The following is a 13,152-nucleotide window of genomic DNA, read 5'->3' on the forward strand; positions in this document are numbered from 1 at the left end:
CGCCGAACCATCCTGAGGCAGACGACGGCTCCCGCACCGGGAAGGTGCGGGAGCCGTTCGCAGCTCAGGCCAGTGCCGCGCGGGCGGCTTCGGCGCCGTCCCACAGGTGTGCGCGGAGTCCGACCGCGCGGGCGCCGTCGATGTTGATCTGACGGTCGTCGAAGAACAGGCACTCGTCCGGCTTCGCACCCAGTTTGTCCAGCAGCAGCTGGAAAATCTCGGCGTCCGGCTTCGCGACCTTCACGTCGCCGGAGAACAGTGTGTGCTTGAACAGCTTCGCCCACTCCTGCTCGCGCACCCAGACGCCGAACGCCGACGGCGCGTTCGACAGCAACGCGAGCGAGGCTCCGGCGTCGGACAGCGACTGCAGCAGGTCCAGCGATCCCGGCGCGAGCTGTCCCCAGCCAGCGACGTCGAGCGCGGTCAGTTCGGCCGACAGCGCGTCGTCCACCTTCGCGCCCACCTGGTCGCCGATCGACGTCCAGTACTCCAGGTCAGGACAGCCGCGGTCGTACGGGTCGCGCACGCTCCAGTACACCGGCTCGAACGTCTCGAGCGAGACGCCCATGGCGGCGGCCAGCTTCGGCACCGCGGCGGTGCGGACGCTGAGCACCTCGCCGTAGTCGAACACGATCCAGTTGGTCACCCGAGTCCCCCAGGGTTCAGGCACCGGCCTTGATCCGGCGCAGTGCTTCGGCGATGTCAGCGGACGACAGGTCCCGGTGCGTCACGAACCGGACCTTGCCCGCCATGGGCAGAGCCTGGATGCCGAGCGAGCCGAGCCAGTTCAGCGCGGTCGGCACGTCCGGCACCCCGGCCAGAACGATATTGGTATCCGGCGTCCGCACGTCCCAGCCGTGCTCGGAAAGGCCGTCGGCCAGGCGCTTCGCGAACTCGTGTGTCTCGGCCAGCTCGTCGACGCGGTCGAGCGCGACCAGGCAGGCCGCGGCGAGCACGCCACCCTGACGTACGCCGCCGCCGAGCATCTGCCGCATCCGGCGGGCCTGCTCGACGAACTCGACACTGCCCGCGACGACCGAGCCGACCGGCGCGCCGAGGCCCTTGCTGAAGCACGCCGACACCGAGTCCACGCCCACGGTCAGCGCGGCGGGCGGCACCTGCAGCGCGACGGCCGCGTGCCAAATCCGCGCGCCGTCGAGGTGCACGGTGAGCCCGGCCTGCTTCGCGACGGACAGCAGCTGCGCGTGCTCGTCGGGCGGAGTGACCGCGCCGCCGGCCGCGTTGTGGGTGTTCTCCAGGCACAGCAGCGTGGTGCGGAGCGCGAAGTACGGGCCGGGGTTGCCGATCGCGGCTTCGAGCGTCTCCGGCAGGCACCGGCCGGGGCCCGCGTCGTGTTCGAGGATGTCCGGCATGCCGCCGGCGAGCCAGGCGGCCGAGCCGAGTTCGTTGGTGAGCACGTGCGCGCCGCGGGTGGCGAGGAACCGGTCGCCGCGCCGCAGGTGGACGCTCAGCGCGATCAGGTTCGCCATCGTCCCGCTCGGCGTCCACAGCGCCGCGGGCATGCCGAGCGTCCGCGCGGCCCGGCGCTCCAGTTCGGCGATGGTCGGGTCGGTGCCGATGACGTTGTCGTCGACCTCGGCCTCGGCCATGGCCGCGCGCATGATCGCGTCCGGGCGGGTGACGGTGTCGGAACGGAAGTCGATCAGCTGCCCAGTCATGGTCACAGTCCGATCACATCACACAGGTGGGGGCGGCATCAATGCGGCGGGGGGTGGAACGTCTCCGGCCGGACGTGCAACCGTGGACGCCCCCGGATCCGTCCCTTCACCGGACATGGCCAGAGCGGAGCTGCAAAGCGCGTGGACCAGCGCGACGAACAGGAGTTCGCGGAGTACTTCGCCGCGAGGAGGGACGCCGTGCGCCGGACGGCCTATCTGATGTGCGGGGATTGGCACAAAGCCGACGACCTCGCGCAGACGGCGTTCGTCGCGTTGCACCGGAGGTGGAAGAAGATCAGAGACCGCGCGGCGACCGACGCGTACGTGCGCAAGACGCTCGTGCGCGCGGTCATCGACGAGTCCCGGCGGCCGTGGCGGCGGGAGCGGCAGACCGAAGTGCTGCCGGAACCCGTGGACGACGGCCCTGGCCTCGCCGAACGCGTCGCGACGCGCGAGGACCTGCTCGCCGCGCTGAAGGAAGTGCCGCCGAAGCAGCGGGCCGTGCTGGTGCTGCGGTTCTTCGACGGACTCGACGTCGGAGCCGCGGCGACCGCGCTGGGCTGCAGCGAAGGCAACGTCAAGAGCCAGACGGCGCGCGGGCTGGCGAACTTGCGTCAGGTGCTGGAACGGGAGGTGGAGACCAATGGATGAGCGGGAAGCCGAGACGTTGTTCTCCGCCGCTTCCGGCGAGGTGCCGCCCCCGACGTTCTCGGTCGACGACGTGGTGCGCCGCTCGAAGCGCGAGACGGTGCGCCGCCGCAACCGGATCACCGCGGGCGCGGCGGCCGTGGCGGTGGTCGCCGGGTTCGGCACGTGGGGAATTGTCGGAATTTCGAGCGAGAAGTCTGATTCGATGGCGAATTCCGCGGCCGCGCCGGTGCAACCCGGCGGGTCGGCGGCGCGTCCTTTCAGCAATGGGGATGACTTCCCGGGTCAGCCGTCTCGGCAGGGAGCCGGCGAAACCGGGAGGACCGGCCCTCGGGTCGAAGGCACCTCCGGGTGCGGACGGGTGGACTGGGAGCTCGCCACTGCCCTCGCTGGCGAGCTCCCAGGCCACTTGACCGCCGCGCAGGCTTCCCCAGGCAGCGTCTGTACGACGTCGTCGCGCGGCGCGGGGTTCCCGCTTCCGGACGGGACGATCGGCGCGGCGGTGTTCGCCCGCGGTGCCGCGGTGAATGTGCCCACGCAACCGGCCGGAGCCGTCACCGTGCGTCAGCAAACCGGCAGCGGTGGGACTCTCGTGCTGGTCAGCGTGCCGGGGACGTCCGGGCATCCGGCACCGTACGCAACCGACCTGGCGCGCTTCGCCGCTTCGCTGGCCACCCGGTTCTGATCGGCGGCCTCCGGGGCGGCTGGCAGAATGACCGGACATGACGGCAGCAGCCACCACCCCCAAGGGCGAGCGACGACGGGCAGCGCTCGTCGAAGCCGCCGCTGAGCTGCTGGCCGAGGGCGGCTTCGACGCGGTCCGGCACCGGGCCGTCGCCGAGCGGGCCGGCCTGCCGCTGGCGTCCACGACGTACTACTTCGACTCGCTGGAAGAGCTCGTCACCGCCGCGGTGGAACACCACGGGCAGACCGAACTGGCCAACGGGCGACGGCAGCTCGACGACCTGACGACCCGGAACCGGGGCGTGCAGGCGACCGTGGAACTCGTGCTGGACATGCTGCTCGGCCCGCAGAGCGGCGACCCGGAAGCCGACGCCGAGGCGGTCCTGCTGCGCTACGAACGCCTGGTCGCCACGGGCCGGCGGCCGTACCTGCGGCCGTTGATGCGGACGTTGTCCCAGCAGCTCAACGAACTGCTGACGGAGATCTTCGCCCGCTCCGGGACGCCGGTGGCCAAGGACGAGCTGGACCGGCTGGTCGCGCTGGTGGACGGGGCTGTGGTCAACGCGCTGATCGCGGTCGACCCGGCCCCGCGCGCCGCGGCCGGGCGGATGCTGCGGACCGCGCTCGCGGAGTCCGCTGGCGTCCATTGAGGACAGTCAGTCCGGGTACGCCGCGGTGGCGCGGATCTCGATCAGCAGCCCCGGGCTGGCGAGCCCGCTGACGCCGATCATCGACCACGCCGGGTAAGGCTCGGCGGTCACGAGGCGCTGCTTGGCCTCCAGGAAACCGGGCAGGTGCTGGTGGATGTCGACGTGATAGCTCGTGATGTCGACCAGCGCGGAGAGGTCGAGGCCCTCCAGGCGAAGGATTTCCTCGATCCGGCGGAGCGCGATCTCGGTCTGTTCCTCGATGGTTTCCGCGATGGCCCCGTCCGGGCGGCGGCCGATCGTCCCCGCGATGAACAGGAGGTTTCCCGCGCGGACCGCGGCCGAGTAGCCGAAGCGGGAGAAGGCGGACGCCCCGGACGGTCCGAAAACCTCGGAGTCCTCGGGGATTGTGACGGAGTGCATGGGGGATTCCTTTCTCAGTTGCCCCAGCGCGAGGTGCGGGCAGCACGCTCCAGCCGGGTTTCGCCGTCGGCCGCACGCTCGCGCAAGAAATCAGCGGGAGTGGACGGCACGGGCGCGTTCTTCGGGTTTTTCGCCGCCTGCGCGACGATCGCGTCGGTGAGCGAGCGGACCATCTCCAGCCGGGGGTAAGCGGCGTGGATCGTCGCGGCCTGCTCGTCGGTGACGGCTTCGACGTATTCGGAGCCGATCGGGCCGCCGAAGTCGACGGCGACCCCGGCGTGGACGAGCACGCACAGCTGGCCCCGGTGCTCCACGATGCCCGGGGAGGTGTGCAGGGCGATGGCCTGCCAGACCTCGTCGGCGTCCGCGACCGGAATCCCTTGTTTGACAAGGAATCCGGCCGCGCGTTCAGCGCCTTCGACCTCGAAGCGTTCCACGTGCGGGCCGTCCGGTGCCACGCCGATGTCGTGCATCACGCACGCGGCGAAGAGCAGGTCGTCGTCGTAGCCGGACAGGGCGAGCCGGTCGGCGACCAGCCGGGCGAACAGGTAAGTGCGGACGCTGTGGTTGAAGACCGACAGCGATTCCAGCGGTCGGACGACCTCGATGACGGCGTCCGCGAGCGGAGTCGGCGGCAGGGTGGCAACCGCGTCCGGTAGGAGTTCGGTCATGCCTTCAACCCTGGCCCGCAACGCCCTGACCTGGCGAGTGGCAAGTTTGCCGTACTTCGATAGAATCTTGCCATGACGGTGCATCGAGTCGCGGTGCTGGCGCTCGACGGGGTTCTCCCGCTCGACCTGGCGATCCCGGCGCAGGTGTTTCACGCCCGGCCGCAAACGCATTACGAGATGACGTTGTGCGCGCTCGGTCCGAAGGTCGCGACCAACGCCGGATTTGACCTGGCGGCCGAAGGCGGCATCGAGGAGCTGCGCGCGGCGGACACAGTGATCGTGCCGGGCTACGACCCGATCCGGGAGACTCCGGAAGCGGCCGTCGAGCTGCTGGCCGAGGCGCGCGACCGGGGACGGCGAGTGGTGTCTATCTGCACCGGCGCGTTCGCGCTGGCCGCGGCCGGAATTCTCGACGGCCTGCGCGCCACGACGCATTGGGAATATATCGACGAATTCGAGCGGGGGTACCCGTCGGTCCAGGTCGATCGGGATGTCCTCTACGTCGATGAAGGCGACGTGCTCACCTCGGCTGGCGTGTGCTGCGGCATCGACCTGTGCCTGCACATCGTGCGCCGCGACCTGGGTGCCGCGGTCGCGAACCGGATCGCACGCGGACTGGTCGCCGCTCCGCATCGGGAAGGCAGCCAGGCGCAGTACGTCCCCGCTCCGCTCGCGGACGCTGGCGACGCTTCGCTGTCCGCCACGCGGGAATGGGCGTTGCAGCGACTGGACGAATCGCTCAGCATCCGCCTGCTCGCCCGGCACGCGGAGATGTCGCAGCGGACTTTCCTGCGCCGCTTCGCCGAGGAAACCGGGACGACGCCGTTGCAGTGGCTGCTCAACGCGCGGCTCGGCAAGGCGCGGGAACTGCTGGAGTCCACGGATCATTCAGTGGACCGGGTGGCGCGCGACTGCGGTCTCGGCACCCCGGCCAACCTGCGGCTGCACTTTCGGCGGGTACTCGGGACCACGCCGACGGCTTACCGGCGGGCTTTCACTTCCTGACCCGTCCGCTTCGCGTCGGCGGCCGATTTCACCAGCAGTTCCAGCATCGCGGTCTCCGCGCCGACCGGGTCGTGCGCGGCGATAGCGTCCAGTACCCGGCGGTGACTCGGCACCGGGTCGTCGGTGGGACCGGCGCTGTGGACGAGTTTGTCCCGCTCCGCCAGGCCGATCGCGATGACGCGTTCGATCTGGAGCAGGAAGTTGTTGTGCGCGGCGGTCAGCAGACCGCGGTGGAATGCCAGATCGGCCTCGACACTCGCCTCCAGATCCGGTGCCGCCACCATCGCGTCGAGCGCGGACATCAGCGCAGCAAGGTCTTCGGCAGTCGCGCGTTCCGCGGCCATTCGTGCCGCGGCGGGTTCGACCACGGCGCGCACTTCGGCCAATTCGTCCAGCAAGCCAGCGTTTCCGCGTGCGGTGGTTTGCCAGCGCATGACGTCGGCGTCGAGAAGCTGCCAGCTCTCGCGCGGTTGCACGAACGTGCCGTGCTTCTGTCGCGCGCCGATCATTCCCTTTGCTGCCAACACTTTCAACGCTTCGCGCAGCGCGGTGAGGCTGATGTCCAGCTCCTCGCGCAGTGCGGGAAGGTCCAGCACCATGCCCTCGCGCCATTCGCCGGACAGAATGCGTGCGGCGAGCGTTTCCACGGTCTGTCCGTGCAGGCCGCGAGGGCGATGGTCGGTCACCGGAGCGGGAGCACGCACGTCGGGGAGCCGGTCGGATACTTGCGGACCTCCGCGTTTCCCAAGTCCTTCAACGGAAAGACGGAAATGACGTCGTCCCGGAACGCGGCGGTGTAGCACGTTCCGTCCGCCACCGCGAAGTTCCACGGGTACGCGCCGCACGGCTGATCGGCGGTCGCGCGCAGCGGATCTCCGGCGAAAGACGTGATGCATTCCGGGCCGCGGTTCGACAGGTAGATCCCGGAATCGAGCACTTCCAGGTGCGCCACCAGGGATTCACCGCCGGCCGCCGTCGCCGGAGTCGCCGCGACGAACTCGAACGCTCCCGGAGAAGTCTCCCGCATCGTGATCAGCTCGCCGGACAGTTCTCCTGCCACGTAAGCGATTCCGTCCTGGCCGCGCACGAGCTGCCGCGGACCCGTTCCCGGCGGCAGCGACGAAACGGCCAGCGGAGTCAGCTTTCCTTCCGGGGACAGCGTGTAGCTGCGAATCTCGTCGGTGCCGAGGTCGACGGCGCTCACCACGGAACTGTCCGCTGACGACACCGCCATGTGGACGTGCGGGCCTTCCTGCCGGTCGGCGCGCGGCCCGCTGCCGGTGTGCTGCACCAGGTCGGTGCGGCCGTCGATCCGGCCGTCCGCGCGCAGGGCGAACACGGCCAGGCTGCCGCCGCCGTAGTTGGCGCACAACAGGAATCGGCCGTTCGGCGTCACCGCGAGGTGGCACGGGCTGGCTCCACCGGATTCGACCACGTCGAGCGCGACCAGGCCGTCGGCGACCGAAACGGAGGTGACCTCGCCGTAGCTCGTCTCGTTGACCGCGTACACCATCGGCAGCGCGGGATGCTGGGCCAGCCAGGTCGGCGACACCATCGGCAACGTCGATTCCGCCGTCAGCTCGCTGCCGGAGCGCCGGAAAACCGCGATTCCCGTGCCGTTTCCGCCGGTTTCGGCGGTACGGCAGCCGACGAGTACGACGTCGCTCACGAGCTCTCCCTCACCAATGCGGCCACTCTGGCCCGGATGTCCTCAGTCGAACCACGGGTCAGCGCCGACCCGATCCCGCAGGCGACCGCGCCCGCGTCGAGCCAGCGTGGCACGTCCTCGGGAGCGATTCCACCCGTCGGCACCAGCGGGGCCTGCGGAAGTGCGGCGCGTACGTCCTTAATCCACTGCGGACCGAGCGCGGAAGCTGGGAAAACCTTTACGGCGTCGGCACCTTCCTCCATCGCGCGCACGATTTCGGTGACCGAACCGGTGCCCGGCAGCGCCGCGACGCCGTACCGATGAGCGGTACGCAACACCTCGGTGTGCAGCGACGGCGACACGAGAAACTGGGCCCCTGCCCGGATCGCGGCCGTCGCGGACGATTCGTCGAGCACTGTGCCCGCTCCGATCGTGGCGTCCGGATACGCGGCAGTCAGTTCCTCGATCGCGACGAGCGCACCCGCGTTCGTGAGCGGGACTTCGACCGACTTCAACCCGGCGTCGAGCACTGCCCGTGCGGCGGCGACGGCCGAGGCGGCGTCCGCTGTCCGCACGATCCCGACGACGCCCTGGCGAACCGCTTCGCGCGTGATCTCCCACCGGTATCCCATGCCGGCCAGCCTAGCAGGCAAATTATAAATTACTAATTATTCTTGACGGGGTCGCGGGCATCCCGGCATGCTTGCCAACCATGCGCACTGCCGTGGTGACCGGTGCGGCGTCCGGGATCGGAGCCGCGACCGCCCGCCGTCTCGAGGCCGACGGCTATCGGGTGATCGGCGTCGACCTCGCCCCGGTGCCCGGCGGCGTGCAAGGCGACGTGACCGAAGACGAGACGTGGCAACGTGTTCTCGATCTTGCGGGCGAAGTCGACGCCGTGGTCAGCAACGCGTACCTGCCGACTTTGGGCCCACTGCACGAAACCGATCGCGCGCAATGGCAACGACAGCTGGACGTGAACCTCACCGCGTCGTACCTGGCCGTCCGGACCTGCCTGCCTTCGCTGCGCTCTCGGCGCGGCTCCGTGGTGCTCGTTTCCTCCGTACACGCGCGATTCGGCTTGCCCGGCCACCCGGCTTACGCGGCCAGCAAAGGCGCTTTGGTGTCTCTGGCCCGGCAATTGGCCGTGGAGTACGCGCCGGAGGTGCGGGTGAATTCGGTGCTTCCCGGTCCGGTCGAAACCGAGGCGTGGGGCCGGATCAGCGCGGAAGACCGCGCACGCAGCATCCGCGCGACACCCGCCGGACGGCTCGGCGATCCGGCCGAAATCGCCGCGGTGATCGCGTTCCTGCTCTCGCCCGCGGCGTCGTTCGTCACGGGTGCCGAGCTGACCGTCGATGGCGGCTGGTCGGCCGCGAAAGATTCTGCTTAGGAGACAAGGTGCAGATCACCGGGATCGAGACGTTCCTCGTCGCGCCGCGCTGGTTGTTCCTGAAAGTCAGCACCGACGAGGGCATCGCGGGCTGGGGCGAACCGGTCGTGGAAGGCCGCGCCGGGACCGTCCGCGCCGCCGTGCACGAGCTGGCCGAGCTGGTCATCGGGAAGGATCCGCTGCGCATCGAGGACCACTGGCAGGTCCTGCGCCGCGGCGGTTTCTACCGCGGCGGACCGGTGCTGTCCAGCGCGCTCGCCGGGTTCGACCAGGCGCTGTGGGACATCGCGGGCAAGGCACGGAACGCCCCGGTGCACGAGCTGCTCGGCGGCCCGGTACGCGATCGCGTGCGGGTGTATTCGTGGGTCGGCGGAGACCGTCCGTCAGGGATCTTCAACGCGGTGTCCGCACAGGTCGAGCGTGGTTTTACCGCGGTGAAGATGAACGTCGCCGGTCCTCTCGGGCCGATCGCCACGCCCGCCGAGGCTCAGGCGGCACTGGCCCGCGCCAGGGAGGCCAGGGAAGCGCTCGGCCCCGACCGGGACCTGGCGATCGACTTCCACGGCCGCGTCTCGCCCGCGATGGCGCGACGGCTGGTGAAGATGCTCGAAGAAGTACAGCCGATGTTCGTCGAGGAGCCAGTCCTGCCGGAACTGTCCGCCGACGTGGTGAAATCGGTGGTCGAAGCCTCGACGGTCCCGATCGCGCTCGGGGAACGGCTGTTCTCGCGCTGGGAATTCAAACCGGTGCTGGACGCGGGCGTCGCCGTGGTGCAGCCGGACCCGTCGCACGCGGGCGGCATCTCGGAACTGCGCCGGATCGCCGCGCTGGCCGAGGTGTACGGCGCGAACCTCGCCCCGCACTGTCCGCTGGGCCCGATCTCGCTGGCCGCCGCGCTGCAGGTGGCGTTCGCGACGCCGAACTTCCTGATCCAGGAACAAAGCCTGGGCATGCACTACCACGACGGCCGCGAGCCGGTCGCGTATCTCGCCGACGACGCGCTGTTCCGCTTCGTCGACGGGTATGCCGCGCGGCCGACCGCGCCTGGCCTCGGTATCGAGGTGGACGAGGAGGCCGTGCGTCGCGCTGATGAAACCGGCCACGCCTGGCGGTCCCCGGTGTGGCGGCTTCCCGACGGCAGCCTCACGGAGTGGTGACCGCCCCGCTGACCTGCGCAGGTATCGTGGCCCCGTGACGCTCAAGCCCAGCATTCCGAACGTGCTCGCCGCCCGCTACGCCTCGCCTGAGCTGGTGGCGCTCTGGTCGCCCGAACGCAAGGTCGTGCTCGAGCGGCGGCTGTGGCTCGCCGTGCTGCGGGCACAGGCCGAGCTGGGCGTCGAGGTGCCCGAAGGCGTGGTCGAAGACTACGAGCGCGTGGTCGAGCAGGTCGACCTCGAATCGATCGCCGCCCGCGAGCGCGTCACCCGGCACGACGTGAAGGCCCGGATCGAGGAGTTCAACGCACTCGCCGGGCACGAGCACGTGCACAAGGGCATGACCTCGCGCGACCTCACCGAGAACGTCGAGCAGCTGCAGCAGCTGCGCTCGCTGGAACTGGTCCGCGCCCGCGTCGCGGCGGTGCTGTCGCGGCTGGCCGTGCTGGCCGTCGAGCACTCCGACCTGGTGATGGCCGGCCGCTCGCACAACGTCGCCGCGCAGGCGACCACGCTCGGCAAGCGCTTCGCGACCGCCGCCGACGAGTTGCTCGTGGCGTTCTCCCGGCTGGACAACCTGATCGAGCGCTACCCGCTGCGCGGCATCAAGGGGCCGGTCGGCACCGCGCAGGACATGCTCGACCTGCTCGGCGACGAGTCCACTTTGGACCAGCTGGAATCGCGGATCGCCGAGTTCCTCGGCTTCGGCAACCGGTTCGTCAGCGTCGGCCAGGTGTACCCGCGTTCGCTCGACTTCGACGTGCTGTCCACTGTGGTCCAGCTCGCCGCCGCGCCGTCCAGCCTCGCCAAGACGATCCGGCTGATGGCCGGGCACGAGCTGGTCACCGAGGGCTTCAAGCCGGGCCAGGTCGGGTCGTCGGCCATGCCGCACAAGATGAACACCCGCTCCTGCGAGCGCGTCAACGGTCTCGCGGTCGTGCTGCGCGGTTACCTGTCGATGATCGGCGAGCTGGCCGGCGACCAGTGGAACGAGGGTGACGTCTCCGATTCCGTGGTGCGCCGCGTCGCGCTGCCGGACGCCTTCTTCGCGCTCGACGGCCTGCTCGAAACCTTCCTCACCGTGCTCGGCGAATTCGGCGCGTTCCCGGCCGTGGTCGAGCGTGAGCTTGATCGCTATCTCCCGTTCCTCGCGACCACGAAGGTGCTCATGGCGTCGGTGCGCCGGGGCGTCGGGCGTGAGACGGCTCACGAGGCCATCAAGGAGAACGCCGTCGGGGTCGCCCTCGCGATGCGCGAACGCGGCGCGGAGAACGACCTCCTCGACCGGCTCGCGGCCGACGAACGCCTCCCGCTCGACCGCGCTGACCTGGACGAACTTCTCGCCGACCGGATCTCGTTCACCGGCGTCGCCCCGCGTCAGGTCGAAGAAGTCGCCGCGCGTGTCGAGGACGTGCTGAAGCGATTCCCGGACGCCGCGGCGTACGCGCCGCAGCCGATTCTGTGAGTGCGCGCACGCCGTCCACGTGCTGAGACGGCATTACTCGATCGGGCGAAGCTTTTAGTCTTCGTGCCGAACCCGGAAGCGCCAGGCCGCCACCCCGCGGCCTGGCGCTTCTTGTCTGCGCACCCCGGATATTCAGGAAGAAGTCATGAGAAAGATCCTCAGCACGCTCGCCGTCGTTGTCGCCGCCACCGCGGGCCTTACGGCGTGCGGATCCTCGGACGCTTCCGGGGAAACCCTGCGCGTCGGCACCCTCACCGACGCCCCGCCCAGCATCTACCTCGAAAACGGCCAGTTCACCGGCTACGACAACGAACTCCTGCGGGACATCGCCAAGCGCGAGGGCTTCAAGGTCGATTTCGTCGGCACCGAGTTCTCCGGCCTGCTCGCCAAGGTCGCGGGCGGCCAGCTCGACATCGGCAGCTCGACGATCTCCGCGACCGCCGCGCGCAAGAAGACCGTGGCGTTCAGCAACGGCTACGACTCCAGCTTCACCACCGTCGTCAGCAAGAAGGGCGCCGCGCTGCCCGCCGCGAACTCGTTCGCGGGCAAGCGGGTCGGCGTCGTGCAGGGTTCGGTGCAGGACGAGTTCGCCGGCAAGCTCGCCGGCGCGCAGGTGGTCCGGTTCCCGGATTACAACGCCGGTTTCGCGCAGCTGAAGACCGGCGGTCTCGACGGCTGGGTCGTGCCGAAGGACATCGGGCAGAAGTACATCGACCAGAACCCGACTCTCCCGCTCGAGTTCGGCTACACCGTCGCGGACAAGGACACCCCGTCCGCCTTCGCGGTCGCCAAGTCGAACCCCGAGCTGCTGAAGAAGATCAACGACGGCCTGGCCAAGGCGATCGCCGACGGCACCGCGGCCCGGCTGCACGCGCAGTTCTTCAAGGAGGCTCCGGTCGCGAAGGAGCTGGAGAAGGGCGGCCCGGGCCTCCCGGTGGCGAACTCCTGATGCCGGGGCACACTGGTGGGATGAAAAAACTGATCGTCACCGCCGTCACCGCGGCACTGGTCGCCGGTCTCACCGCGTGCGGTGGCGACGGCGACCAGACCCTGCGGGTCGGCACGCTGAGCGATTCCCGGCCCAACGCGTACCAGGAGAACGGTGAATTCACCGGCTTCGACAACGCGTTGCTGAAGGATATCGCCGCGAAAGAGGGCTTGAAGCTGGAATTCGTGGCGACCGATTTCTCGGCACTGCTCGGCAGCGTCGCGAACGGCCGGTTCGACATCGGCAGTTCGGCGATCGCGCAGACCGACGCGCGCAAGAAGACGGTGGCGTTCAGCGATCCGTACAACTACCAGTCGCTCGGCATCGAGGCGAAACCGGCCGCGGGCATCACGGACGAGAACTCGTTGTCCGGCAAGCGGATCGGCGTGGTGCAGGGCACGGTGTCGGACACCTGGCTCGCCTCGAACGCGCCGAAGGCGCAGGCGGTCCGGTTCCCGAACGACGCGGCGGCGCTGAGCGCGCTGAAGTCGTCGGCGATCGACGGCGCGGTATTCGACCAGGTGTCCGCGGAGGATTACGCGACGAAGAACCCCGAGCTGAAGGTCACCAAGGCGATCACCACCAACATTCCGCACGGGTACGCGGTGCGCAAGGGCAACACCGACCTGCTGGCCAAGCTGAACGACGGCATCAAGAAGGCCGTCGCGGACGGCACCTGGGCGAAGGTGCACCAGCAGTTCGAGCCGAGCATTCCGGTTCCCGCGGACTTCAAGACGAAGTAGCCTG

Annotated in this window: 16 protein-coding genes; 9 read left to right on the forward strand and 7 right to left on the reverse strand. The window is 69.6% G+C overall.

Annotated features, from left to right (window positions below; genetic code table 11):
- Positions 1-64 precede the first annotated feature (64 nt).
- Together ACFORO_RS15290 and ACFORO_RS15295 are read right to left on the reverse strand one after the other, a co-directional pair.
- On the reverse strand, positions 65-646 hold the full coding sequence (locus tag ACFORO_RS15290; RefSeq protein WP_377868042.1) for an HAD family hydrolase: 582 nt from the start codon (positions 644-646) through the stop codon (positions 65-67).
- A 16-nt stretch (positions 647-662) separates the two neighbouring features.
- Positions 663-1,679, reverse strand: coding sequence for a threonine aldolase family protein (locus tag ACFORO_RS15295; RefSeq protein WP_377868041.1), 1,017 nt, complete (start codon positions 1,677-1,679; stop codon positions 663-665).
- A 141-nt stretch (positions 1,680-1,820) separates the two neighbouring features.
- Here ACFORO_RS15295 and ACFORO_RS15300 point away from each other — a divergent pair, with 141 nt between their 5' ends.
- From ACFORO_RS15300 to ACFORO_RS15310, 3 genes are read left to right on the forward strand one after another with little or no spacing between them, the layout of a single operon-like run.
- Complete coding sequence (locus ACFORO_RS15300; protein ID WP_354740876.1) at positions 1,821-2,330, forward strand: SigE family RNA polymerase sigma factor; 510 nt, start codon at positions 1,821-1,823, stop codon at positions 2,328-2,330.
- Positions 2,323-3,012, forward strand: a complete 690-nt coding sequence (locus tag ACFORO_RS15305) for a hypothetical protein (protein ID WP_377868040.1) — start codon at positions 2,323-2,325, stop codon at positions 3,010-3,012. The genes ACFORO_RS15300 and ACFORO_RS15305 overlap by 8 nt, the downstream gene beginning before the upstream one ends.
- Before the next feature lie 37 nt (positions 3,013-3,049).
- Positions 3,050-3,661, forward strand: a complete 612-nt coding sequence (locus ACFORO_RS15310; protein WP_344266380.1) for a TetR/AcrR family transcriptional regulator — start codon at positions 3,050-3,052, stop codon at positions 3,659-3,661.
- A gap of 6 nt (positions 3,662-3,667) precedes the next feature.
- Here ACFORO_RS15310 and ACFORO_RS15315 read toward each other — a convergent pair whose 3' ends face one another.
- Positions 3,668-4,081, reverse strand: a complete 414-nt coding sequence (locus ACFORO_RS15315) for a RidA family protein (RefSeq protein ID WP_377868039.1) — start codon at positions 4,079-4,081, stop codon at positions 3,668-3,670.
- Positions 4,082-4,095: 14 nt separating this feature from the next.
- Positions 4,096-4,752, reverse strand: a complete 657-nt coding sequence (locus ACFORO_RS15320; RefSeq protein ID WP_377868038.1) for an HD domain-containing protein — start codon at positions 4,750-4,752, stop codon at positions 4,096-4,098.
- Positions 4,753-4,824: 72 nt separating this feature from the next.
- Between ACFORO_RS15320 and ACFORO_RS15325 the strand changes: the two genes are divergently transcribed.
- Positions 4,825-5,757 carry a GlxA family transcriptional regulator gene (locus tag ACFORO_RS15325; protein WP_377868037.1) on the forward strand — a complete coding sequence of 311 codons (933 nt, stop codon included), beginning with the start codon at positions 4,825-4,827 and terminating at the stop codon, positions 5,755-5,757.
- Here ACFORO_RS15325 and ACFORO_RS15330 read toward each other — a convergent pair.
- From ACFORO_RS15330 to ACFORO_RS15340, 3 genes are read right to left on the reverse strand one after another with little or no spacing between them, the layout of a single operon-like run.
- Positions 5,733-6,443, reverse strand: coding sequence for a FadR/GntR family transcriptional regulator (locus ACFORO_RS15330; protein ID WP_377868036.1), 711 nt, complete (start codon positions 6,441-6,443; stop codon positions 5,733-5,735). The two genes, ACFORO_RS15325 and ACFORO_RS15330, sit on opposite strands and share 25 nt — an antisense overlap.
- Complete coding sequence (locus ACFORO_RS15335) at positions 6,440-7,426, reverse strand: lactonase family protein (RefSeq protein ID WP_377868035.1); 987 nt, start codon at positions 7,424-7,426, stop codon at positions 6,440-6,442. Before ACFORO_RS15335 ends, ACFORO_RS15330 begins: the two co-directional genes overlap by 4 nt.
- A complete protein-coding gene (locus ACFORO_RS15340; protein ID WP_354740887.1) occupies positions 7,423-8,037 on the reverse strand; it encodes a bifunctional 4-hydroxy-2-oxoglutarate aldolase/2-dehydro-3-deoxy-phosphogluconate aldolase in 615 nt (204 codons plus the stop codon). The genes ACFORO_RS15335 and ACFORO_RS15340 overlap by 4 nt, the downstream gene beginning before the upstream one ends.
- An 80-nt stretch (positions 8,038-8,117) precedes the next feature.
- On the opposite strand from ACFORO_RS15340, the gene ACFORO_RS15345 reads away from it, so the two are divergent.
- The 5 genes from ACFORO_RS15345 to ACFORO_RS15365 all read left to right on the forward strand — a co-directional run bounded on the left by ACFORO_RS15345 (position 8,118) and on the right by ACFORO_RS15365 (position 13,148).
- Complete coding sequence (locus ACFORO_RS15345; protein WP_354740889.1) at positions 8,118-8,798, forward strand: SDR family NAD(P)-dependent oxidoreductase; 681 nt, start codon at positions 8,118-8,120, stop codon at positions 8,796-8,798.
- A gap of 8 nt (positions 8,799-8,806) precedes the next feature.
- A complete protein-coding gene (gene dgoD / locus ACFORO_RS15350; protein ID WP_377868034.1) occupies positions 8,807-9,955 on the forward strand; it encodes a galactonate dehydratase in 1,149 nt (382 codons plus the stop codon).
- Between the two features lie 34 nt (positions 9,956-9,989).
- Positions 9,990-11,417 (forward strand): adenylosuccinate lyase, encoded by a 1,428-nt coding sequence (gene purB, locus ACFORO_RS15355; protein ID WP_377868033.1) that lies wholly within the window; start codon positions 9,990-9,992, stop codon positions 11,415-11,417.
- A gap of 145 nt (positions 11,418-11,562) precedes the next feature.
- A complete protein-coding gene (locus tag ACFORO_RS15360; protein ID WP_354746064.1) occupies positions 11,563-12,366 on the forward strand; it encodes an ABC transporter substrate-binding protein in 804 nt (267 codons plus the stop codon).
- Positions 12,367-12,386: 20 nt separating this feature from the next.
- Positions 12,387-13,148 (forward strand): ABC transporter substrate-binding protein, encoded by a 762-nt coding sequence (locus tag ACFORO_RS15365; protein WP_377868032.1) that lies wholly within the window; start codon positions 12,387-12,389, stop codon positions 13,146-13,148.
- The last annotated feature ends 4 nt before the right edge of the window (positions 13,149-13,152 follow it).

This window comes from Amycolatopsis halotolerans (assembly GCF_042647905.1).
Lineage (GTDB): Bacteria > Actinomycetota > Actinomycetes > Mycobacteriales > Pseudonocardiaceae > Amycolatopsis > Amycolatopsis halotolerans.

Excerpts from the sequence above, each read along its gene's own strand:
- ACFORO_RS15365 (WP_377868032.1), top strand. The coding sequence starts at position 12,387 with ATGAAAAAACTGATCGTCACCGCCGTCACCGCGGCACTGGTCGCCGGT.
- ACFORO_RS15320 (WP_377868038.1), bottom strand. The coding sequence starts at position 4,752 with ATGACCGAACTCCTACCGGACGCGGTTGCCACCCTGCCGCCGACTCCG.
- ACFORO_RS15295 (WP_377868041.1), bottom strand. The coding sequence starts at position 1,679 with ATGACTGGGCAGCTGATCGACTTCCGTTCCGACACCGTCACCCGCCCG.
- ACFORO_RS15360 (WP_354746064.1), top strand. The coding sequence starts at position 11,563 with ATGAGAAAGATCCTCAGCACGCTCGCCGTCGTTGTCGCCGCCACCGCG.
- ACFORO_RS15305 (WP_377868040.1), top strand. The coding sequence starts at position 2,323 with ATGGATGAGCGGGAAGCCGAGACGTTGTTCTCCGCCGCTTCCGGCGAG.
- ACFORO_RS15310 (WP_344266380.1), top strand. The coding sequence starts at position 3,050 with ATGACGGCAGCAGCCACCACCCCCAAGGGCGAGCGACGACGGGCAGCG.
- ACFORO_RS15340 (WP_354740887.1), bottom strand. The coding sequence starts at position 8,037 with ATGGGATACCGGTGGGAGATCACGCGCGAAGCGGTTCGCCAGGGCGTC.
- ACFORO_RS15315 (WP_377868039.1), bottom strand. The coding sequence starts at position 4,081 with ATGCACTCCGTCACAATCCCCGAGGACTCCGAGGTTTTCGGACCGTCC.
- ACFORO_RS15345 (WP_354740889.1), top strand. The coding sequence starts at position 8,118 with ATGCGCACTGCCGTGGTGACCGGTGCGGCGTCCGGGATCGGAGCCGCG.
- ACFORO_RS15325 (WP_377868037.1), top strand. The coding sequence starts at position 4,825 with ATGACGGTGCATCGAGTCGCGGTGCTGGCGCTCGACGGGGTTCTCCCG.